The organism is Amycolatopsis sp. CA-230715 (genome assembly GCF_018736145.1).
Classification (GTDB): Bacteria; Actinomycetota; Actinomycetes; order Mycobacteriales; family Pseudonocardiaceae; genus Amycolatopsis.
This window is the reverse complement of sequence record NZ_CP059997.1, coordinates 9,594,436-9,615,005: the sequence shown is the minus strand read 5'-3', so window position 1 is coordinate 9,615,005 and position 20,570 is coordinate 9,594,436. Positions and strand designations below refer to the sequence as shown.

21 protein-coding genes are annotated in these 20,570 nt (G+C 70.2%); 14 read left to right on the top strand and 7 right to left on the bottom strand.

The genetic code is table 11. The features are described from left to right. Positions 1 to 93 precede the first annotated feature (93 nt). Genes HUW46_RS48855 through HUW46_RS44430 form a run of 4 tightly spaced genes read left to right on the top strand, consistent with a single transcriptional unit; the run spans position 94 to position 2,036 of the window. Complete coding sequence (locus HUW46_RS48855; RefSeq protein ID WP_256451407.1) at positions 94 to 222, top strand: hypothetical protein; 129 nt, start codon at positions 94 to 96, stop codon at positions 220 to 222. Positions 223 to 274: 52 nt separating this feature from the next. Next, positions 275 to 1,057 carry a hypothetical protein gene (locus tag HUW46_RS44440; protein WP_215544640.1) on the top strand — a complete coding sequence of 261 codons (783 nt, stop codon included), beginning with the start codon at positions 275 to 277 and terminating at the stop codon, positions 1,055 to 1,057. Then, a complete protein-coding gene (locus HUW46_RS44435; protein ID WP_215544639.1) occupies positions 1,054 to 1,197 on the top strand; it encodes a hypothetical protein in 144 nt (47 codons plus the stop codon). Before HUW46_RS44440 ends, HUW46_RS44435 begins: the two co-directional genes overlap by 4 nt. Next, positions 1,194 to 2,036 carry a DUF692 domain-containing protein gene (locus HUW46_RS44430; RefSeq protein WP_215544638.1) on the top strand — a complete coding sequence of 281 codons (843 nt, stop codon included), beginning with the start codon at positions 1,194 to 1,196 and terminating at the stop codon, positions 2,034 to 2,036. The genes HUW46_RS44435 and HUW46_RS44430 overlap by 4 nt, the downstream gene beginning before the upstream one ends. Here the strand turns inward: HUW46_RS44430 and HUW46_RS44425 are convergent. Next, positions 2,022 to 2,351 (bottom strand): DUF6247 family protein, encoded by a 330-nt coding sequence (locus HUW46_RS44425; RefSeq protein WP_215544637.1) that lies wholly within the window; start codon positions 2,349 to 2,351, stop codon positions 2,022 to 2,024. The two genes, HUW46_RS44430 and HUW46_RS44425, sit on opposite strands and share 15 nt — an antisense overlap. A 102-nt stretch (positions 2,352 to 2,453) precedes the next feature. Beyond that, complete coding sequence (locus HUW46_RS44420) at positions 2,454 to 3,845, bottom strand: KamA family radical SAM protein (protein ID WP_215544636.1); 1,392 nt, start codon at positions 3,843 to 3,845, stop codon at positions 2,454 to 2,456. A 131-nt stretch (positions 3,846 to 3,976) separates the two neighbouring features. Between HUW46_RS44420 and HUW46_RS44415 the strand changes: the two genes are divergently transcribed. From HUW46_RS44415 to HUW46_RS44405, 3 genes are read left to right on the top strand one after another with little or no spacing between them, the layout of a single operon-like run. After that, entirely contained in the window at positions 3,977 to 5,569 is a 1,593-nt protein-coding gene (locus HUW46_RS44415) for an amidohydrolase (RefSeq protein WP_215544635.1), read from the top strand. 43 nt (positions 5,570 to 5,612) lie between these two features. Then, positions 5,613 to 7,214, top strand: coding sequence for an apolipoprotein N-acyltransferase (gene lnt / locus HUW46_RS44410; RefSeq protein ID WP_442860890.1), 1,602 nt, complete (start codon positions 5,613 to 5,615; stop codon positions 7,212 to 7,214). 24 nt (positions 7,215 to 7,238) lie between these two features. After that, positions 7,239 to 8,006 (top strand): polyprenol monophosphomannose synthase, encoded by a 768-nt coding sequence (locus HUW46_RS44405; protein WP_215544634.1) that lies wholly within the window; start codon positions 7,239 to 7,241, stop codon positions 8,004 to 8,006. A gap of 76 nt (positions 8,007 to 8,082) precedes the next feature. Here the strand turns inward: HUW46_RS44405 and HUW46_RS44400 are convergent, their stop codons facing one another. Further along, on the bottom strand, positions 8,083 to 8,430 hold the full coding sequence (locus HUW46_RS44400; RefSeq protein WP_215544633.1) for an RNA polymerase-binding protein RbpA: 348 nt from the start codon (positions 8,428 to 8,430) through the stop codon (positions 8,083 to 8,085). Positions 8,431 to 8,656: 226 nt separating this feature from the next. Continuing rightward, positions 8,657 to 9,415 carry a thymidine kinase gene (locus HUW46_RS44395; RefSeq protein WP_215544632.1) on the bottom strand — a complete coding sequence of 253 codons (759 nt, stop codon included), beginning with the start codon at positions 9,413 to 9,415 and terminating at the stop codon, positions 8,657 to 8,659. Positions 9,416 to 9,561: 146 nt separating this feature from the next. Here HUW46_RS44395 and HUW46_RS44390 point away from each other — a divergent pair, with 146 nt between their 5' ends. From HUW46_RS44390 to HUW46_RS44380, 3 genes are all read left to right on the top strand, one after another. Then, entirely contained in the window at positions 9,562 to 9,942 is a 381-nt protein-coding gene (locus tag HUW46_RS44390) for a Na-translocating system protein MpsC family protein (protein WP_215544631.1), read from the top strand. 231 nt (positions 9,943 to 10,173) lie between these two features. Next, positions 10,174 to 10,752 carry a cysteine dioxygenase gene (locus HUW46_RS44385; RefSeq protein ID WP_215544630.1) on the top strand — a complete coding sequence of 193 codons (579 nt, stop codon included), beginning with the start codon at positions 10,174 to 10,176 and terminating at the stop codon, positions 10,750 to 10,752. Then, a complete protein-coding gene (locus HUW46_RS44380) occupies positions 10,749 to 11,177 on the top strand; it encodes a rhodanese-like domain-containing protein (RefSeq protein ID WP_215544629.1) in 429 nt (142 codons plus the stop codon). Before HUW46_RS44385 ends, HUW46_RS44380 begins: the two co-directional genes overlap by 4 nt. 7 nt (positions 11,178 to 11,184) lie before the next feature. Here HUW46_RS44380 and HUW46_RS44375 read toward each other — a convergent pair whose 3' ends face one another. Further along, on the bottom strand, positions 11,185 to 12,477 hold the full coding sequence (locus HUW46_RS44375) for a serine/threonine-protein kinase (protein WP_254125569.1): 1,293 nt from the start codon (positions 12,475 to 12,477) through the stop codon (positions 11,185 to 11,187). A gap of 214 nt (positions 12,478 to 12,691) precedes the next feature. Between HUW46_RS44375 and HUW46_RS44370 the strand changes: the two genes are divergently transcribed. After that, entirely contained in the window at positions 12,692 to 14,161 is a 1,470-nt protein-coding gene (locus HUW46_RS44370; RefSeq protein ID WP_215544628.1) for a phosphocholine-specific phospholipase C, read from the top strand. Between the two features lie 18 nt (positions 14,162 to 14,179). On the opposite strand, the gene HUW46_RS44365 is transcribed toward HUW46_RS44370, so the two are convergent. Further along, entirely contained in the window at positions 14,180 to 15,160 is a 981-nt protein-coding gene (locus HUW46_RS44365; protein ID WP_442861013.1) for an alpha/beta hydrolase, read from the bottom strand. A gap of 108 nt (positions 15,161 to 15,268) precedes the next feature. Next, the gene (locus HUW46_RS44360; protein WP_215544627.1) at positions 15,269 to 16,594 is read right to left on the bottom strand and encodes a cytochrome P450; all 1,326 of its coding nucleotides are present in this window, start codon (positions 16,592 to 16,594) and stop codon (positions 15,269 to 15,271) included. A gap of 163 nt (positions 16,595 to 16,757) precedes the next feature. On the opposite strand from HUW46_RS44360, the gene HUW46_RS44355 reads away from it, so the two are divergent. The 3 genes from HUW46_RS44355 (at position 16,758) to HUW46_RS44345 (ending at position 20,570) form a co-directional block, all read left to right on the top strand. Next, positions 16,758 to 17,591, top strand: coding sequence for an SAM-dependent methyltransferase (locus tag HUW46_RS44355; RefSeq protein ID WP_215544626.1), 834 nt, complete (start codon positions 16,758 to 16,760; stop codon positions 17,589 to 17,591). Continuing rightward, on the top strand, positions 17,588 to 19,726 hold the full coding sequence (locus tag HUW46_RS44350; protein ID WP_215544625.1) for a putative bifunctional diguanylate cyclase/phosphodiesterase: 2,139 nt from the start codon (positions 17,588 to 17,590) through the stop codon (positions 19,724 to 19,726). Before HUW46_RS44355 ends, HUW46_RS44350 begins: the two co-directional genes overlap by 4 nt. A 79-nt stretch (positions 19,727 to 19,805) precedes the next feature. Continuing rightward, entirely contained in the window at positions 19,806 to 20,570 is a 765-nt protein-coding gene (locus HUW46_RS44345) for a 3'(2'),5'-bisphosphate nucleotidase CysQ (RefSeq protein WP_215544624.1), read from the top strand.

The following is a 20,570-nucleotide window of genomic DNA, read 5'->3' as shown; positions in this document are numbered from 1 at the left end:
TTTTGCGGATATTGGGTTTCCGTGCCCGCTGTTACGCTCGGTTTGAAGTAGTGATTTCTCGCTTTCTTCTGCCTTTGTCGAAAGGAATCGGAAATGGGCGCGGTTCTACTCGAGGAAAAGAATCCGGTGGCGGCGGAGCCCGATTTTCTCGTGCAGCAGGTCGAGCTCGGGCTGAGCGTCACCGACGAGGACACCGACCTCACCTGCTGGTGCGGCGGCTGACGACGATCGCGCGCCGGGGCCTCCTGGCCCCGGCGCGGGGCCGGGAGGCACCGTGACCATCCAGGACGCGCACTACGTTCTGGTGCAGGCGTACCTGAACCGCTCGGTCCGCTGGCGGCTCGTGCACCAGCCGGGACCGCTGCTCGACGAGTTCGTGCTCGACGAGGACGAACGGGCGATGCTGTGCGGGCTCGACGGCGGATCGCTCGCCGAGTTCGGCAGGCAACTGGCCGCGAAGCGCAGGGAAATGCTCCGCCGCCGGTTTCCCCGTACCGTCGAACTCCTGTCCCGTTCGGCGACCCCGGTCGTGGACCGGTTCGTGGAACTGCGCCCGCCGCGCCCCAACGACGTCGAGCGCGCGGGCGATGCGGAGTTCGTGGAGTTCGTCGCGGCCACCGCGCGGGAATTCGCCGACGTGCCGTGGTACGCCGGTGACGTGTGCCGCTTCGAACGCGCCGTGGGGGCCGCCCGCGGCGCCGCGGGATGGCGCGTGGCGACGGCGGTGCCGCCGCCGCGACCCCGGCTGGAACCGTCCACTGTGGTCTGGACACCGGCTTCGACGGTGGCGCAGCGGCATTCGTGCGACGTGGTGGGCCTGGTGGCTGGCACGCGCTCGCTGGACGATCCCGGCGAACCGTGCCGGACGGTCACCGCGCCCTCGCCGCGGGGCGGGCTTCCGGTCGTGCTGAAGGTGGGCGAGGCCACGGCCGAGCTGATCGACGCGGCAAGGGAACCGCGGACCATCGGCGCGTTCGCGGCGGGCGGCGGCGACGCCGTCGGCGAAACCGTGGCACAGCTCGTCGGAGCCGCCGTGCTGCGGGCGGTCGCGGCATGACGAGCCCGGCCGAACTGTCCATTGTGGATGTTTCGGTGCTGTTCGGCGGCGAGCCCGCGCCGGAGGCCGACGGGTGCCTCGCGTGCCGGGCCTGCGCGCTGTGGCGCTTGGCAGGGGAACGGGACGAGGAGTGGGAATGACGAGCGCGACCGAACTGGGGGTGCGCGGCGCGGGCATCGGGTACCGGCGCCCACTGATCGACGCCCTGCGCGCCGAACCCGGCCGCGTGGACGTGGTCGAAGTGATCGCCGACCACTGGCTGCGCCCCGGTGAACTGGACGAACTCCGCGCGCTCGTCGCGGACATTCCCGCGGTGCCGCACGGGCTCGCGCTGTCGGTCGCCTCACCCGGCCGCCCCGATCCGGGGTACCTGGCGGGACTGGCCGACGTGGTCGCGGTGACCGGTGCCGAGTACTACAGCGAGCACCTCGCGGTCACGAGCCTGCCCGGACTCGACACCGGCCACCTCTGCCCGCCGATCCTGACCGCCGCGAGCCTCGCGCGGACGGTGGACAACGTGCGGTACGCGCAGGACGCGCTCGGTGTGCCGCTCGCATTGGAGAACATCACCTATTCGCTGGAGCTGCCCTCCACGGAGTTCACCCCGGCGCAGTTCCTCGGCGAGGTCGTCGAACGAGCGGACGCGCTGCTGCTGCTCGACGTGACCAACCTGCACATCAACGCGGCGAACCACGGCCTTGACGTCGACCGCTGCCTCGGCGACCTGCCGCTCGACCGCGTCGCCCACATCCACCTCGCCGGTGGCTTCGAGGCGGGCGGCAGATTGCACGACTCGCATTCCGAACTTGTCGGAGAACCCGTGTGGGACCTGGCCGCGGTCGTCGCGGCGCGCTGCCGCCCCGCGACCGTCGTCATCGAGCACGACGCCAACTTCCCGGAGCCCGCCGCCCTGTTCGACCAGGCCGCCCGCGCCCGCGAAATCTTTTACCCGGCGGGCATCGGGTTACGACAGGCCTAGTTCCCGCTTCAGATCCGTCCAGTCGACGGCTCCGGTAGGCGGCTCGCCAGTGCGCAACGTCCTGGCCGCCTGCTGAAGCATCCGACGATGCGCACCGGGATCCGCTTGTGTCTGCCGGGCGATCAGCGTCCAGTGCGCGAGTGTCGTGTGCAAGCCTTCGAGGCTGAGGGTCTCACCGGCGTCCCGCAGGGCCCGCTGGTAAGCCTGATCGAAATCGCCGCGCTCTTCGGGCAGCAGCGCCAGCCGGATGGCCTTGGGCGAGTCGAACTCGCCGGGCTCCGGAGCTTGAGGTGGCTGTTCGGCGGCTGCGGTCACAGGAACACCATAGCGTTCCCAGCGGGCATCACGCTGTCGAGCACGCGCTGCGGGCAGCCGGAATTCCGGTGGGCCCCGCTCGGTGGGGCCCACCGAGCGGGGTCAGGAACCCTGCTCGGCCCACCAGCGGCGGCCCGCTTCGGGGAGGGTGGAAATCGGGTCGTAGTAAGGGTAACGGCGCTGCAAGGCCTCCGGGTCGTCCAGCTCGATCCCGGTGCGGTAGTTCTTCGTCCAGTACGAGATGCCCTTTTCGCGGTCGTACTCGGCGAGCTGGTGCACCCAGCGCTTGCCGACGTAGGGCACGTCGCACACGATGCGCGGGGTGGCGTAGCCGGGCAGGTACCCCATGATCGCGTGCTGCAGGTCCTGGGCCTCGTGCACCGCGACGCGCCAGTGCTCGGCGTTCGGGATCATGTCGCACATGTAGAAGTAGTACGGCAGGATGTTCGCCTCGCCTTGCAGCGCGAAGCACAGGTCGAGCAGCTGCGCCGGGGTGGCGTTGACGCCCCGCATCAGCACGCCCTGGTTGCGGACGTCCCGCACGCCGACGTTCAGCGCGGTTTGCGCGGCCTCGGCGACCAGCGGGGTCACCGACTGCGCGTGGTTGACGTGGGTGTGGATCGCGAGGTTGACGCCGCGCCGCTGCGCGGTGACCGCGACGCGTTCGAGCCCCTCGACGACCTTCGGCTGCAACCAGTGCTGCGGCAGGCCCGCGAGCGCCTTCGTCGCGAGCCGGACGTCGCGGACGGTGTCGATGTCCATCAGCCGCATGAGGAACGATTCGAGCTGGTGCCACGGCACGTTCGCGACGTCGCCGCCGGACACCACGACGTCCCGCACGCCAGGGGTCCGCTTGAGGTAGTCGATCATCGCGTCCTGGCGGTCGACCGGCTTCAGCGTGAGCTTGTGCTTGTCGATCTGCTCCGTCGAGTTCCCGACGAGGTCCATCCGGGTGCAGTGGCCGCAGTACTGCGGGCAAGTCGAAAGCAGCTCCGCGAGCACCTTCGTCGGATACCGGTGGGTGAGCCCTTCGGCGACCCACATCTCCGCCTCGTGCAGCGAATCGCGCTCCGAATGCGGGTGGCTCGGCCACTCCGTGTCGCGGTCGCTGCGCACCGGCAGCATGTAGCGGCGGATCGGGTCGGCGTAGAAGGCCTCGGTCACCTTCGCAGTGTCCGAACCCGCGTCGGGGGCCATCGTGTTCAGCATCTGCGGCGGGATGAGCATCGACATCGTCGCCATCGCGCGCTGGTCCTCGGCGAGGTCGTCGTAGAACCGCTCTTCGAGCAGGTCACCCATCAGCGCCTTGAGCTGCTTGATGTTGCGGACGCAGTGCACGCGCTGCCACTGCGCGTCACGCCACTCCGCTTCGGTGACCTCGGACCAGCCGGGGAAGCGGCGCCAGTCGGGCTCGACCAGCTCCGTCCTCCGGTAGTCGTACGGCTGGTCGAAGGTGTCGGCGGCTGGCGAGACAGGTTCCTGGGTCGCAGTCACTTGTACTCCTCGTCGTCGGGATGGCGTTAAAATATCCTGTCATATAGTCAGTGATCCGTAAATCTTATCGCCACGGCGTGGTTCGTGCCCGGCGGACGAACCGCCTCGGCGACCAGGCAGACTTGGCCACCGTGACCGAAGCGAAGACGACGCTGCTGACCGGCGGGCGGATCCACACCCCGAGTTCCCCCGACGCCACCGCGATGGCCGTCACCGACGGTGCGGTCGTCTGGGTCGGCCAGGACGGCCCCGCCCGCGCGCTGCACCCCGGCGCCGAGGTGGTCGACCTCGACGGCGCGTTCGTCACGCCCGGTTTCGTCGACGCCCACGTGCACGCCACCGCGACCGGCCTGCACGTCACCGGCCTCGACCTGACCAAGGTGCGCGACGCGGGCGACCTGCTCGCCGCGGTCCGCGCGGCCGCGCGGCCGGGGGAGGTGCTGCTCGCCCACGGCTGGGACGAGAGCACCTGGTCGAGCCCTCGCCTGCCCAGCCGCGCCGAAATCGACGACGCCGCCGCGGGCGTGCCCGTCTACCTGAGCCGGATCGACGTCCATTCCGCCCTCGTCTCGACCGCGCTCGTCGAGCTGGCACCCGAGGTCCGCGCCGCGGAAGGCTGGTCGGCCGAAGGCACGGTCACCCGCGAGGCCCACCACCTGGTCCGGGCCGCCGCGCGCGGGGCGATCACCGGTCAGCAGCGGCGCCGGGCGCAGGAAGCTTTTCTCGCCACGGCGGCCGCCCGCGGTGTCGTGAGCGTGCACGAATGCGGTGGCCCGGACATCTCGGGCGAGGAGGACCTCGCCGACCTGATCGCGTTGGCCGGGCCGGGAACCCCGGAAGTCACCGCGTACTGGGGTGAGCTCGGCGCACTCGACACGGCCAAGCGGCTCGGCGTCGCGGGACTGGCGGGCGACCTGTTCGCCGACGGCGCGCTCGGGTCCCGCACCGCGGCACTGACCAGCCCGTACCACGACGACGCCGACACCGACGGCGCCGCCTACATCGACGCGCGCACCGTCGCCGAGCACGTCATCGCGTGCACCGAGGCGGGCTTGCAAGCCGGGTTCCACGTCATCGGCGACGCCGCGATCGGCACCGTCGTCGAGGGCTTCGCGATCGCCGAAGAAACTGTCGGCAGGCGCGCGCTGGCGGGCGCGCACCACCGCCTCGAACACGTCGAAATGGTTACGCGCGAACAGATACGGGCGCTCGCGGGCTGGGGCGTCGCCGCGTCGATGCAGCCCCTCTTCGACGACCTGTGGGGCGGCGAAGACCGGATGTACGCCACCAGGCTCGGCGTGGAGCGCGCCGCCGGGTTGAACCCGTTCGCCGCGCTCGCGTCCGAAGGCGTCCTGCTCGCGTTCGGCTCCGACACCCCCGTCACCGCGCTCGACCCGTGGGCCGCCGTCCGCGCCGCCGTCCTGCACCGGACCCCGGGATCGGGCCTCTCGCCGCGCGCCGCGTTCACCGCGCACACCAGGGGCGGGCACCGCGCGGCCGGGATCACCGACGGCATCACCGGCAGCCTCGTTCCCGGCGCGCCCGCGCACTACGCGGTCTGGGCCGCCGACGACCTCGTCGTCGCGGGCTCGGATTCGCGCGTGCAGCGCTGGTCGACCGATCCGCGGTCCGGCGTGCCGCCGCTGCCGAGGCTCGACCCGGACACGCCACTGCCTGCGTGCCTGCGCACCGTGCGCGGCGGACGGACGATCTTCGAAGCGTAGGCGCCATAACCCGGCTTCAACCCGGACCACCTAGAGTTTGCTGGTGCCCGCAACACTCGCCGACCCGGAACCCGCGCTGCCGGAAGAGTCGCGTTCGGACGGACGTCGTGCCTGGTTCCCGTGGCTGGTTCGCCTCTTCGGTGCCGCCGCGTCCGGGTTCGTCCTGTTCCTCAGCTTCGCGCCGCGTCCACTGTGGTGGGTCGCGCCGCTCGCCTTCGCCGGGTTCGGGCTGGTACTGCACGGCCGCCGGTTCTGGGGCGGTTTCGGCTACGGCACGGCATTCGGGATCGGGCTCTTCCTGCCGTTGCTGACCTGGATCCAGGACTTCGTCGGCCCCGATTTCGGGCCGCTGCCCTGGCTCGCGCTGTCCGCGGTGCTGGCCCTCTACTTCGGGCTCGTCGGCGGGCTCGGCTCGTTCGTCCAACTGCTTCCCTTCGCCCCGCTCTGGCTCGCACTCGTCGCCGTCGCGGCCGAGACGCCACGAGCGTGGTTCCCGTTCGGCGGTTTCCCGTGGGGCCGCATCGCGTTCAGCCAGCCGGAGGGCGCCTACCTGTCGCTCGCCTCGATCGGCGGCGCCCCGCTCGTCGGGTTCGCCGTCGCGTTGTCCGGATTCGGGCTGGCCTGGGTGATCCTGCGGCTGCGCGCGCGGGCGTGGCGGCCCGTCGTGGTGCCCGCGCTCGCGGCGCTGCTCCCGGTCGTCGCGGGTCTCGCGGTGTGGCCGACGATCGGTACCGGGGCGCAGGACGGCACCAGGACCGTCGCGGCGGTACAGGGCAGCGCACCGGACACCGGGCTCGGGCTGTTCGTCAACGGCGCCGATCTCCGCAGCTCGCATCTCGCGGAGAGCGAGCGCCTGATCGCGGACATCAAGGCGGGCAAGGTACCCAAGCCCGATCTGGTCGTCTGGCCGGAGACCGCCACCGCCGTCGACGGGCCCGACCCGCGCCTCGACCGGCTCGTCGCCGATTTCGGGGTGCCCGCGCTGATCGGCGCGTCCTACGAACTGCCAGGCCGCCACTTCGAGAACGCGCTGCTGGTCTGGGACCCGAAAACCGGCCAGGGCCAGCGCTACACGAAGCAACAGCTGGTGCCGTTCGGCGAGTACGTGCCCGCGCGCGCCCTCACCGAACTGGTCAGCCCGTTCACGCGCTCCATCGACGAGCGGGTCCCCGGCAACGGCGACCCGGCCGCGCTGGCGGTCGCCGGTACGAAGGTCGGCGCGATGATCTGCTACGAGGTCGCCTACGACTACCCGGGGCGCGAAGCCGTGGACGCGGGCGCCGAACTGCTGACCTCGCCGACCAACAACGCCTGGTACGGGCACAGCGACATGACCTACCAGCACCTGGCGATGTCGCGGCTGCGTGCCGTCGAGCACAGCAGGGCGGTGGTGGTCGCGGCGACCACGGGGGTCAGCGAGATCATCCAGCCCGACGGCACGGTCACCCGGTCGACGGGCATGTTCACGCCCGCGTCGCTGGTGGAGAGCGTGCCGCTGCGCACCACGACTACAGTGGCGGACCGGCTCGGTGCGTGGCCGGAGTACGTGCTCGCCGCCGCGGCCGTGGCAGGGGTGCTGGCGGGGATCGCGCGACGGCGGAAGAGCCGGCGCGCGGAGCAGACGCGAACAGGGGCGGCCGGGTAGCCGCCTCGCAGGGAGGGACAGCGGATGGCGCAGGCGCCGCGAAGGGCACAGGGGATCGAACCGGTGCTGGTGGTGATCCCCACCTACAACGAGCGCGACAACCTGCCGCCGATCCTGCGCAGACTGCGCGCCGCGCTGCCGGAGGCGCACGCGCTGGTCGTCGACGACGGCAGCCCGGACGGGACGGGGGAGATCGCGGACAAGCTCGCCGCGGACGACGACCGCGTGCACGTGCTGCACCGGACCGAGAAGGCGGGCCTCGGCGCCGCCTACGTCGCGGGCTTCCGGTGGGGCCTGGCCAGGGAGTACGCGACGATCGTCGAAATGGACGCGGACGGCTCGCACGCGCCGGAGGACCTGCCGCGCCTGCTCGACGCCCTCGGTGACGCGGACCTGGTGATCGGCTCCCGGTACGTGACGGGCGGCAGCGTCGTGAACTGGCCGAAGCAACGCGAAATCCTGTCGCGGGGCGCCAATCTGTACTCCCGCTTCGCACTCGGCGTCGGCGTGAAGGACATCACCGCCGGCTTCCGCGCCTACCGGCGCGAGGTGCTCGAAAAGCTCGCGCTCGACGAGATCGCCTCGCACGGTTACTGCTTCCAGATCGATCTGACGCTGCGCACCGCCGACGCGGGGTTCGAGATCGTGGAGGTGCCGATCACTTTCACCGAGCGCGAGATCGGCGAGTCGAAGATGAGCGGCTCGATCATCAGGGAGGCGTTCCTGCGCGTCGGCACGTGGGGTGCGCGGCGGCGCTGGGCGCAGGCTCGCCGGCTGGCGCGCCGCGGCTGACCCCGGACAGCGAAGAACCCCCGTGGCGGGAGGTCACGGGGGCTCTTCGGTGTTGTGGTGGGAACGGGCTACTCAACTACGCCGAGCGGGAGGTCCGACGGCCCTTGAGCTCGGCGAGACGTTCGTTCAGCAAGTCCTCGAGCTCCGGGATCGAACGCCGCTCCAGCAGCATGTCCCAGTGCGTCCTCGGGGGCTTGACCTTCTTCTGCTCCTGCTGCTCGCCATCGATGATCTCGGACTCGCTGCCGTGCAGGCGGCACTCCCACACCGGCGGGATCTCGGCGTCGTCGGAGAACGGCACCTCGAACTCGTGGTTCTTGGGACAGGCGTACCGGACCGTACGGCGCGGTGCGAGATCGTGATTGCGGTCGGTCTCGTAGCTGACCGCTCCCAGCCGGCTTCCACGGAGAACACGGTCGGCCATGATGGGGTCCTTTCAGTCGGCTCCAGGGAGAGCCTGGGTGATGCTCACTGTATGCAACGACCGGCGGGTCGGCAGGATTCCCCGGCCAGCATGTCGTTGCTCACGATGAGCTGCGTCACCCGTCGACAACAGCTTCCTCTGTTAGGAGGCGGTTCCGCCCCTGACGTGACGCGTTTACAGAGGTCTTCTTGGGGAGATCACCCGTTCGGGCGAGTCGTCCTACCAATCATGTCAGCCGTAACTGACCGTGTTGGGCCGTCGCGGGACCGAGGTGTCCCAATCGGTAGTGGCGGCGGCACAATACTTGGTAACGCATCGTAGTCGGTTCGGCCTCCCTCGGTGGCATAGCTGAACTTTCAACCATACCCGGTTCGGTGTCGGCTACCACTACCGTGTCGCCCGCTCGTAACACTTCGCCGTCACGGACGCGGGCGTTGAACCGCCCGGCCGCGCCGCACCAGCACAGCACTTCGACCTGGACCGGCTGCAGTTCGTCGGCGAGTTCGAACAACCGTCGCGCGCCGGGGAACAGCTCGCTGCGGAAGTCCGTCGCGATCCCGAAGCAGTAGACGTCGACCTGGACGTCGTCGGCGAGTTCGGCCAGCTGCTCGACCTGGACGGGGGAGAGGAACTGGGCCTCGTCGACGATCAGGTAGTCGACGTGCCGTCCGGCCGCCCACTGCTCCTTGACCAGTGCCCGCAGGTCCGTGTCGGCGCCGACCTCGTTGGCCGTGCTGGTGATCCCGATCCGGCTGGTGATCTGCGGCGCGCCGGAGCGGTCGTGGCGGACCAGCAGCAGCCCGCGCCTGCCCTGCCTGGCGTGGTTGTGGTTGATCTGGAGCGCGAGCGTCGACTTCCCGCAGTCCATCGGCCCGTAGCAGAACTTGAGCCGCCCGGCCGATGGCGCGGCCCTGCGCGCGCCCGCGGCGGGCACCGACGAAAGCGCGTCGGTCGGGTCGAGGTCGTTCTCGTCGAGCGTGGTCACGACGAGCGACCCTATCGGGAGCACTCCGCGTCACCTGCCTCGAACACTGTGCAATGGAACACAGCTCCCGGCGGTTCCGGGCGGCCGTTCCGCACGGCTGGCCGTAGGGTGGTCAGCCAGACTCCGGTGGAGGAGAGGGGACCGGCGTGCAGATCACGCGCGCGCAGCGCAACGCCGTCGCGGAGAAGATCACCCAGCTCGAACGGTCCTTCTACGGCCGTGGCCCGAGCAACGTCAAGGTTTCGGTGAGCCAGGACGAGCCGGTGAGCCTCGTGGTGCTGTCCATCGACAGCCTCACCGCGGGCGACAGCGTGCTCGGCGAGCGCGGCTACCGCGAGGCGGTGATCCGCCACCACGAGGCGCTGCACGAGGCCACGCGCGAGGATTTCATCGGCGCCGTCGAGGAAATCGTGGCGGCGAAGGTGCACGCCTACCTGGCGCAGGTGCACCCGGTCACCGGGCACGCCGTGCGCGTGTTCATCTTCGCGGAGCTCGGCGACTCCCTCGAACTCGACGGCGAGCACTAGGCGCGCGTTCGGCGGCTGACCGGGCGCCGGGCGACGGTTATGATCAAGAGCGCTTCACCGTGCGGGTGAAGCGCGAACTGAAAATTCCAGAACGGTCTTCGGGTGGTTCGGCAGCGCGTCGCGGGACGCGGGGCGGGGCCACTCGGACGAGATGACCCGCCGGTGGGCGGGGGCGAGGGTGGCACCCGCGTCCCGGCACGCCGCGGGTCCGAGCAGAGGAGCTGTCTCGTGATGACAACCAGTACCCCGGTCTTCCCGGCGGAGCTGTGCCCGCGTGCCGCCGATCTCGACGGCACCCGGATCCGGCCGGGCGCGTTGCGGCGCATGGTTTCCGGCGTCGTGGCACGCCAGGACGTGTGGGCGCCGCAGGTCCGGTTCGACCTCGCCGAGCGCTATTTCACCAGGCTCCACCGCGACGAACTGGTCGAGGTGTGGCTGATCTGCTGGGAGTTCGGCCAGGACACCCTGCTGCACGACCACGGCGGCAGTGTCGGCGCGTTCGCGGTGGCGAGTGGCGCGCTGGTCGAGGACTACGCCGCCGACGCGGGCGCGTCGCGCCTGCGCACCCGCGCGCACCGGGCCGGTGACGCGGTCGCCTTCGGTACCGAATACCTGCACAACCTCGTCAACACCGACACCACGCCCGCGGTGACGATCCACGCCTACTCCCGGCCGTTGAGTGCGATGAACTTCTACTGCTGGCTGGATTCCGGCCTGCACCACCTGCGGGAAATCCCCTGCGACTCCCCGGAACCGGCCACCGGCGATCTCGAAGCGCTCGCCGCGACGGCGCGGGCGGCGCGGCGATGACCGCGCACGAAGACGTGATCTCCCGCAAGCTCGCCGAAGCGACTTCGGGGCTACGCAGGTACCTCCCGGAGGAAGCGGCCGACGCCGTCCGCCGGGGCGCGCTCCTCGTCGATCTCCGGCCGCTGGAGTACCGGCTGCGCGGTGGTGAGATCGCCGGCGCCGTCGCGGTTTCCCGGCACGTGCTCGAATGGCGTCTCGACGTCACCAGCCGCTGGCGGCTGAAGGAACTGGCCGAGGGCGACTTCGACCGGGAGATCATCCTGTTCTGCAACGAGGGCTACACCTCGAGCCTCGCCGCGCGCCAGGTCGGGGACCTGCTCGGACTGACCGCGGTCGGAGACGTCAGAGGCGGGTTCGCGGCGTGGAAGGAGTCGGGCCTGCCCGTCACGCCACGCGCGGGCAGTTCCTTGTCCACAGTGGACTGACGCCGGGCTACTCGCCCTTCTTCCTCCCGGGGCCGTGGCCGGGTTTGCCTGGTTTGCCGTTGTTCCCGCCCTGCGGTCCCGAAGCCTTCGACGGGACCGTCGGCGGGGCCTTCGGCGGAGGTTTCGCCTCGCCGGTCACGGTCACCGGCGGCGCCACTTCGGTCACCGGCGTCGCCGTGACGGTGATTCGTGGCGGCGGGCCGCCGTGCGTGTCGGCGGCCGCGGTGACCATGACCGGCGGGGGCGGCGGTGCGGTGGAGGGAGCGGCCGTCGGTGGTGCCGGTTGCTGGTTCTTCGACGGCGTGGGGCCGAGCGCCCCGGGAAGGATGAGCGTGAACGCGGCGGCGGCGGCCGTCACGACGGCGCCGGTCGCGAGCACGCGGGGACGCCGCCACCGGTGGCCGGAGGACACCGCGGCACGGGGCTTGACCGAACCCGGATCGGTGAGGGAGCGGGTCACCTCGGCCGCGGTCGGCCGCGCCGACGGCTTGCTGGCGGTCATCCACCGCAGGAGCGCGACGAGGTCCGGCGGCACGTCGACGGGAACGCGCGGCGGCCGGTTCAGCCTCGCCACGGCGGACTCGGCGAGGCTCCCGTCGTACTCGCGTTCGGCGGTGAGGCATTCGATGAGGACCAGGCCGAGCGAGTAGACGTCCGCCGGTGCGCCGACCGGCTGGCCGAGCACCTGCTCGGGGGCGAGGTAGGCGGCGGTACCCGCGACCGCGCCGGTGGCGGTCACCCTGGTCATGTCCAGCGCCCGCGCGATGCCGAAGTCGCCGATCATCGGGCCGTCCTGGCCGAGCAGGATGTTGGCCGGCTTGAGGTCGCGGTGGGTGATGCCGCGTTCGTGCACGTGCGCGAGTGCGTCGCCGAGCGCCTTCGCCAGCTCGGTGACCTCGCCGGGGGACATCGGCCCCGTCTGCAGGCGGTCGGCGAGGTTCTCCCCATCGACGAGCCGCATCACCAGGAACGTCTGCCCGTCCTGTTCTCCGGTGTCGTAGAGCGGCACGAGGCACGGGTGGTCGAGGCTGCTGAGGATGGTTATCTCCCGCAGCCGCCGCCGCTGCTCGACCGCCAGCGCGTCGTGGTGGAAGACCTTCACCGCGACCTCGCGGTTGAGCTGAGTGTCGAACGCGCGGTGGACGCGCGCGGTGCCGCCGCGGCCGATCAGCCTGCCCACCTCGTACCGGCCGCCGAGCATCGAGGGGGGTTCCGGCGTGCTTTCGACCGCGGGCCAGCCCACATCGGGCACCACGAACTGGGATTCCGTCGTGCCATCCCGGTCAGCCGGATGTCCCATGGCGCGCCCTTCGCCCCGATCGTCTACTCCGCACCGGGTTGAAGATAACGCTCGTACCCCCAACGGCCAACCGAAGGCCCCTATCGCGGGTGCCCGTGTCGCGCGATCGGGATTCGCGCGGTACGCCCGGTTCGGCGGCAGCTTTCACCCCGTGTTCACCCGGAGTCCTTACGTGGCACCATCTTTCGGCGCGCGCGGTGACGAAGGTGTGGCCATGACCGAACTGACACGCCGCCGCCTGCTCGGCTCCGCCGCCGGAGCCGCCGCCACCGCGGCCGCGGCCACCCTGATGCCTCCGAACGTCCAGCGCGCGCTGGCGCGGGAAGCGCCGGCACGTGGTTCCCTGCGCGACATCGAGCACGTGGTGCTGCTGATGCAGGAGAACAGGTCGTTCGACCACTACTTCGGCACGCTGTCCGGCGTCCGCGGGTTCAACGACCCGCACGCGGCGAAGCTGCCCAACGGCAAACCGGTGTTCTACCAGCCGGATCCGCAGAATCCCGCAGGCTACGCGCTGCCGTTCCACCTGGACACGCACGCCACCAACGCGCAGAAGATCCCGTCCACCTCGCACGCGTGGCAGGTCCAGCACGACGCCTGGAACGGCGGCAGGATGGACAACTGGCTGCCCGCCCACCGCAAGGCGGACGGGAAGAACGGGCCGTACGTGATGGGATACCACACGCGCGCCGATCTCCCGTTCCAGTTCGCGCTCGCCGAAGCGTTCACCGTCTGCGACGCCTACCACTGCTCGGTGTTCGGGCCGACCTGGCCGAACCGGATGATGTGGATGACCGGCACCATCGATCCCGACGGTGAGCACGGCGGCCCCATCCTCGACAACCACGCGCCCGCGGGCGGCTACACCTGGACCACCTACGCCGAGCGGCTCACGAAGGCGGGGGTGAGCTGGAAGGTCTACGAGCAGAGCGACACCTACGGCTGCAACATGCTGGAGCAGTTCGCGAACTTCCGCGCCGCGCCGAAGGATTCCCCGTTGTACGTCAACGGGTTGACGCACCGGCCCGAGGGGCAGTTCGAATACGACGCGCGCAACGACAAGCTGCCCGCCGTCTCGTGGATCATCTGCACCTCCACCGCGTCCGAACACCCGGACTACACACCCGCCGAGGGCGCCGCGTTCGTCGCCAGCAAGATCGACGCGATCGCGGCGAACCCCGACGTGTGGGCGAAAACCGCGTTCATCCTCAACTACGACGAGAACGACGGGCTGTTCGACCACGTCGTCCCGCCGACACCGCCCGCGGGCACCCCGCACGAGTTCGTCACCAAGACCTCGCCGGGCGGGACGAAGGGCAACGGGCTGCCCGTCGGCGCCGGGTACCGGGTGCCCGCGATCGTCGTCTCGCCGTGGACCGCGGGCGGCTGGGTGTGCAGCGAGCCGTTCGACCACACCTCGACGCTGCGGTTGCTGGAGAAGGTCACCGGCGTGGCCGAGCCGAACATCTCGGACTGGCGCCGCCGGACGTTCGGCGACCTGACCTCGGCCTTCCGGTTCGACGACCAGAAAGCGCAGCCGCCGACCATGCCGGACACGAGCGGCCCGCTGACCCTCTCGCGCTACGAGGCGTCGAACCTGCCCGCGCCGACCTTCCCCGGGAAGGACCAGAAACCGCCGACGCAGGAGCCGGGGCAGCGGCCGAGGGTCCCGCGCGCGCACTGACGGGACCAGTCCCGGCGGTCAGCGCCCCACTTCCTGGTCCGCCCAGTCGGCGACCGCCCGGAAGTAGTCGCGTGCGTTGGGCGCGTAGTTGATCGCGTGCCCGTAGCCCTGCAGCGCGTAGGTGTGCAGGTTCGCGGCCGGTGAGTAGTACAGCTGCTCGGTCTGCTTGATGCCGTCCGCGGACGAGCAGTCGGTGGCGAGCAGTCCGCAGAAGACGGTGTCCTGGCCCAGCGCGATCATGACGGGTTTGTCGATCAGGAGCGAGTACGGTGTGATCACGCCGAGTGCGAACAGGTCCAGTGCCTGGGTCTCCACCGAAGTGTCCTTTGTGGACTCGTCGAAGGCGATCGCGCCCGGCACCTCCGGACCTGGCCGGTGGAAGAGCGAGTACCGGGTGCCGGGCAGGCTGGTGATGTAGGCGGGATCGTGGCCGTCACCGGCGAACTTCGGGTCGAGCGCCGCCGGGTACATCGAGGCGAAGACCGGGATCGCGCCACCGACGTTCACCCGGTGCGCCAGCCCGGTGATCAGGACGCCGTCGACGTCGTGGAAGGTCGCGGCCTCGACGATCGCGATCGCGGAGCCGTACGAATGCCCGCCGAGGACCACCTTGGCGAACCGCGGTCCCCGTTCGCCGGACTTCAGCTGCCCGATGACCTCGTGCACCGTTCCTGCCTCGGTGATCGTGGTCAGCAGGACGCTCAGCGGTACGGAACTGGTGCCGGTGCCGAGCCGGTCGATGGCGAGCGTGGCGTACCCGGCCTCGTTCATCGCCCGCCGGTAGGACCGGATCTCCGGCTCGTACCCGATGTCCCAGTAGGACCTGTTGTACGTGCCTCCGGGGACGAGGACGTGCACCGTGTTCGCGCCACCGTCGGGGACGCACAGCGTGCCGCGGATCGTCTGGGGCGTGAGCACGAGCGTCACCGGGAACGATATTTCCCGGCAGGAAGATCCGGCCGCCTGTGCGACGCCGGGTGCCGGCAGGAAAGCGAGCAGTGCGACGGTCGAAGCGGCGGCGACGAATCGTCGGGTCGAAGCGCGGCGTCCACCGCGGAACCAATTCACGGGCAAGTGCCTCCAGTCGTGATGAATGCGAAAGAAAAACTAGGTTCGCGGCAGCGCGGTCATCGGCATGCGGTCCGGGTAGGCCGCCGAGGTCACCTTGGTCCGCACCGGTTTTCCCGGCACCGGAACGAGGCGCCACCGGGTCAGGACGGTGGCCGCGACGATGGTGATTTCGGTTTCCGCGAAGGACTTCCCGACGCACTGGCGAGCGCCGGTGCCGAACGGGACGAACGCGCCCTTCGGCAGCGAGGCGGCTCGCTCGGGCAGCCAGCGATCCGGATCGAATTGCTCCGGGTCGGCATAGTACCTCGGGTCGAAATGCAGTGAGTACGGGCTGAGCATGAATTCCGTTCCGGCGGGGAACGGGAATCCGCCGATCTCGACCTGGGTCAGTGCCCGGCGCATCAGGATCCAGATCGGATACATCCGCAGGGTTTCGGTGACGACCCGCCGGGTGTATTCCAGCGCGGGCAGGTCGTCCACGGTGACCGGGCGGCCCGCCAGCACCCGGTCCAGTTCGTCCAGGATCCGCCGCTCGATTTCCGGGTTCCGCGCGACTTCGTGGAAGAACCACGTCAGCGTCACGGCGCTGGTTTCGCTGCCCGCGGTCAGCAGGGTGATCACCTCGTCGTAGACCTGCTGATCGGTCATGCGATCGCCGGTGTCCTCGTCGACGGCGAGCATCAGCATGGACAGGAGGTCGCCGTGGTCCTCACCGTCCGCGCGCCACGACGCGATCACTTCGAGCACGATGCGCCGGAGCCGTTCGACGGCGCTGTCGAACCGGCGGTTGGCGGGGATCAACGGCACGTGCTCGAAGAACTTCGGGGACAGTGCCCTGATCATTCCCTCCTTGAGCACGATCGGGATCGACCGCCGCGCCTCGGCGATGGCCTGCTTGCCCAGTTCGGTGGAGAACAGGGTTTCGCCGACGACGGTGATCGCCAGGCGTTGCATGTCGTCGTCCACCTGCCGCACTTCGCCGTCCTGCCAGGCAGCGGTCTGCTCCCGCGCGACGCGCACCATCGTCGCCGCGTAGGAGGCGAGGCGGTCGCGGTGGAACGCCGGTTGCACCAACCGGCGCTGACGCCGGTGGAAATCCCCCTGCGACATGACCAGCCCGTTGCCCATGAACGGCCGGAACCTGTCGAAGATCGCGCCTTTCGAGAAATTCGCCCCCTCGGTCACCAGTATTCGGGTGACCAACGCCGGGCTGGTCAGGAAAAACGTGCGAAGCGGGCCGAGGTGGATCTCGATGATTTCGCCGTGCTCGCGCAAGGATGACGTGAACCGCACGCGATGACGCAACATCGACAACGTGTGCCCGAAAAAGATCAACCGGCCGGGGGCGGTTGGGACAGGCATTCCCTCTCCTCGGCTGAGTGAAACGGATGAGCCACCATAGGCTCTGCCCGGCGTCGCGCGACAGTACCCGATGGGGGAAACGCCATCACGCGGATGGCCCTGTTCGGTGCGCACGCCGGGTGAGTAAGTTGGCGTGCTCCCAGGCGAACGAGGTGCTCGAGCGATGTCACGGCAACAGGACTGGGTTCCGGCGGGTATCGACACGACGACCCCGAGCGGCGCGCGAACCTACGATTTTTTGTTAGGAGGTGCACACAACTTCCAGGCCGACCGCGATGCCGCGGTGTACGCCGAGCGGATCATGCCGGGCGTCCGTGACGTCGCACGCCTGAATCGGGCATTTCTCGGCAGGGTCGTCCGGTTCATGATGAACCAGGGCATCCGGCAGTTCATCGATCTCGGGTCGGGCATTCCCACGGTTGGCAATGTGCACGAAATCGCCTCGGGAATCGACCCGGGCTGCCGGGTGGTCTACGTGGACCGCGACCCCATCGCGGTGTCGCACAGCAGGTTGCTGCTGAAGTCGACCGGCCGCGCGGCGATCGTCGAGGCGGACTTCTGCGATCCCGATGCGGTTTTCGGCAGCCCGGAAGTGCGCCGCTTGATCGATTTGAGCGAGCCGGTCGGCGTGCTAATGGTGGCGCTGCTGCACTGGATCCCGGACGAGAAGGGGCTTCCGGCACTGCTCGCCGAACACCGCGACCGGCTCCCGGTCGGGAGTTACCTGGCGATTTCGCACCTGAGCAGCGACCAGCAGGCCGACCGGATCGACGGCGCGGTCGAGATGTTCAACGAGTCCAGGGGAAGGGACCGGGCGACGACCCGGACGTACGAGGAGATCGAAGCCATGTTCGGCGACTTCGAACTGGTCGAGCCGGGGCTGACCGGATGCGCGCTGTGGCGGCCGGGCGGGCCAGGCGACATCTCGGAAAATCCCGAAGCCAACGCGCAGATCTACGGCGGCGTCGCCGAGAAGATCCGCCGCCCGGCGTCATGACCAGGCCGTTGCCGTCCGAGGAACCGGCGCGGCCTGCCGGTGCGCAGCCCCTCGCGTCGCAGCGCGAACGCGCGAAGGTCGCGCGGAAATGGGCCTATCTCATCCAGCGCGCGGTCTACGTCCCGTTGCCGGAAGACGAGATCGAACGCGAGTTCCTCGGCCTGCTCGACCGGCTGCTGGAAGCGGTGAGCGGGGGCCGGTCCGCCACGGAGAGCGCCTCGCAGGTCGGCGCCGAGCTGGTCCGGCTGCACTGCGTCGGCAAGACGAGCTTGCAGTGCACGGTGGACGTCCTCGCCTCGGCACTGCTGGCGCCGGCGGAGGGCCGCGCCGCCGACCGGTTCGCGGAGCGCGTCGCCAAGGTGCTCGGCGCGCTGGCGTCCGGTTACGTGGAAGCGGTCCGCGCGTCGGTCGTCGACCAGCAGGACACGCTCAACCAGGCACTGGTCGCCGCGGTGCGCGCGTCACAGCAGGAACTTGCGGCCAGTGAGGCCCAGCTGGACGAGATCTTCGTCAGTTCGCCGAGCGGGATCGCGGTCACCGGGCCCGACGGGGAGTTCGTCCGCACGAATCCCGCCCTGCACCGGATCCTGGACCGGACGGCGGGCGAGGTCGAGCGCGGCAACCTGGTGGAGTTCGCGCACGAGCCGGATCGGCAGTCCCTTCGCGACGGGTACCGCGATCTCCGCGACGGCCGGATCGATCGGCTGCGGTCGCGCCCGCGCTTCGCCACCAAGGACGGGGACCTGTCCCAGATCACGCTGACCGCCTCGCTCCTGCGCGGTGCGCACGAGACCGGCCAGTACGTGACGATCGTGGCCGACGACGCGGACCTGGCGCTGCTGCAGAACCAGCTGCGCCACCAGTTGCTGCACGACATGCTCACCGGGCTGCCGAACCGCCAGTTCTTCAGCACGCATCTCGAGCACGTGCTGCACCAGCCGCACCCCGCGACGTTGTACCACGCGGACCTCGACGGGTTCTCCCTGGTCACCGACGGGCTCGGCAGGAAGGCGGGAGACAGCCTGCTGCGGACCGTCGCGGAACGGCTCAGGTCCGTCGTGGCCGGGGAGAACGCGATGGTCGCGCGGTTCGAGAGCGACAAGTTCGGCATCCTGATCGAGAGTTCGGCAACCTCGCCGGACGCGGCGACGATGATCGGGCGGATCAACGAGACGCTGTCCGAACCGGTCTACGTCGAGGGCGTCGGACTGGCGGTGACGGCCGGTTTCGGCGTGGTGGAAGACCTTTCCCGCACCGCCGAACCCGCCGAGCTGCTGCGCTCGGCGGATCTCGCGATGCGGCGAGCCAAGAGCACCGGTCCCGGCCGGTGGGAACGGTACGACCCGGTGTGGGACTCGCGCGCCAGGGAGGACTTCGCCCTGGTGGCCGCCATGCCCGGTGCGTGGGAGAACGGGGAACTGGGCGTCGGTTACGAGCCACTGGTGCGACTGGCCGATGGTGTGCTCACCGGGGTCGAGGCGCGGCTGCGGTGGGAACACCCGGAGCTGGGCGTGCTGCCGAGGGAGCGGTACTTCCGCCTGGCCGAGCGGACCGCGTTGCTCGGCCAGCTCGGCGCGTGGCTGGTCGAACACGGCTTGCTGGAGAAGGCGGAGTGCGGTGCCGCGGACCTGACGCTGCTGGTTCCTCTCACAGCGAACCAGCTCGTCGATCCGCGCCTGGCCGGGAAGGTCCGGCGAACACTGGAGCGCGCCGGGACGCCGGCCGAACGGGTGTGGCTCGGCCTGCCGACGGAGGCGCTGCTCGGTACCGCGCGCGAGGCCGCGGACAACGCGCGCGTGCTCGCCGGGCTGGGAATCGGCGTGCTGCTGGACGATTTCGGCGCGACACCGGGTGAGCTGGTGCTGCTGGAGGAACTGCCGGTTCACGCCGTACGCCTCGACTCCCGCCTCGTGCGGCACGCCGTCGACGAGGAGTCGGCCGCCGTCACCGGGGTGAGCCAGCTGATCGCGTTCGTCCGGCGTGCCGGGATCGCGGTGCTCGTCGGTGATCTCCGCACCGAGGAGCAGGCGCGGCGGTGGCAGCGGGCGGGAGCCGAGCTGGGGATGGGCCCGCTGCTCACCGATGACGCCGGGCCGGTGACCGAAATCGAATCCCTGACGGCACGGGATGCTTGAGGTGTGCGAGTGCGCACGGGACTCGGCGGCCGTCTTCGCGGGATAATGCCGAAAACCCCGCTACGGCAAGGGATTCACGATGGACGACCACGAACTGGCGAGGTCGCTCGCCACCACGGCCGGGGAACTGCTGCTCGATCTGCGCCGGGGAGCGACCGGGCCGGTCGGCCGCAAGCTCGGCGACGAGGGGGACCGGCGCTCCCACGCACTGCTGGCCGAGTCGTTGCGGCGGCACCGGCCGCGTGACGCCGTCCGTTCCGAGGAAGGCGCCGAGCTGCCGGATCCCGCCGAGCTGAACGGCAGGCTCTGGATCATCGACCCCCTCGACGGCACGAAGGAGTACTGCGACCGCGATCGCACGGACTGGGCCGTGCACGTCGCGCTGGCCGCGCGGGGAAAGCCGATCGCGGGCGCGGTGGCACTACCCGCGCGCGGCCGCACCTACGCCACTGACGAACCCGTGCGGCTCCCGGCCCGCGAGCCGCACGGCCCGCTTCGCGTCGCGGTCAGCCGCAGCCACCGGCCCGCCCTGATCGACGCGCTGGCGGAAGAGATCGAAATCGAGACCGTGCCGATGGGATCGGCCGGGGTCAAGGTGATCGCGGTGCTCACCGGTGCCGCCGACGCCTACGTGCACGCGGGCGGTCAGTACGAATGGGACAGTGCGGCCCCGGTCGCCGTGGCCGCCGCGGCGGGTGCGCACACGTCGAGGGCGGACGGCTCGGAACTGGTCTACGGCAACGTTTCGCCCAGCCTCCCGGATCTGCTCGTCTGCCGTCCGGAGTGCGCCGGGAACCTGCTCGCCGCGATCGGCGCCGCGGCGAGCAGGACCGGGCTGCGCTGA

Coding starts and splice junctions, on each gene's coding strand:
- HUW46_RS48855 (WP_256451407.1), top strand. CDS start 94: ATGGGCGCGGTTCTACTCGAGGAAAAGAATCCGGTGGCGGCGGAGCCC.
- HUW46_RS44435 (WP_215544639.1), top strand. CDS start 1,054: ATGACGAGCCCGGCCGAACTGTCCATTGTGGATGTTTCGGTGCTGTTC.
- HUW46_RS44430 (WP_215544638.1), top strand. CDS start 1,194: ATGACGAGCGCGACCGAACTGGGGGTGCGCGGCGCGGGCATCGGGTAC.
- HUW46_RS44405 (WP_215544634.1), top strand. CDS start 7,239: ATGGCGCAGGCGCCGCGAAGGGCACAGGGGATCGAACCGGTGCTGGTG.
- HUW46_RS44400 (WP_215544633.1), bottom strand. CDS start 8,430: ATGGCCGACCGTGTTCTCCGTGGAAGCCGGCTGGGAGCGGTCAGCTAC.
- HUW46_RS44385 (WP_215544630.1), top strand. CDS start 10,174: ATGACAACCAGTACCCCGGTCTTCCCGGCGGAGCTGTGCCCGCGTGCC.
- HUW46_RS44380 (WP_215544629.1), top strand. CDS start 10,749: ATGACCGCGCACGAAGACGTGATCTCCCGCAAGCTCGCCGAAGCGACT.
- HUW46_RS44375 (WP_254125569.1), bottom strand. CDS start 12,477: ATGGGACATCCGGCTGACCGGGATGGCACGACGGAATCCCAGTTCGTG.
- HUW46_RS44370 (WP_215544628.1), top strand. CDS start 12,692: ATGACCGAACTGACACGCCGCCGCCTGCTCGGCTCCGCCGCCGGAGCC.
- HUW46_RS44360 (WP_215544627.1), bottom strand. CDS start 16,594: ATGCCTGTCCCAACCGCCCCCGGCCGGTTGATCTTTTTCGGGCACACG.
- HUW46_RS44355 (WP_215544626.1), top strand. CDS start 16,758: ATGTCACGGCAACAGGACTGGGTTCCGGCGGGTATCGACACGACGACC.
- HUW46_RS44350 (WP_215544625.1), top strand. CDS start 17,588: ATGACCAGGCCGTTGCCGTCCGAGGAACCGGCGCGGCCTGCCGGTGCG.
- HUW46_RS44345 (WP_215544624.1), top strand. CDS start 19,806: ATGGACGACCACGAACTGGCGAGGTCGCTCGCCACCACGGCCGGGGAA.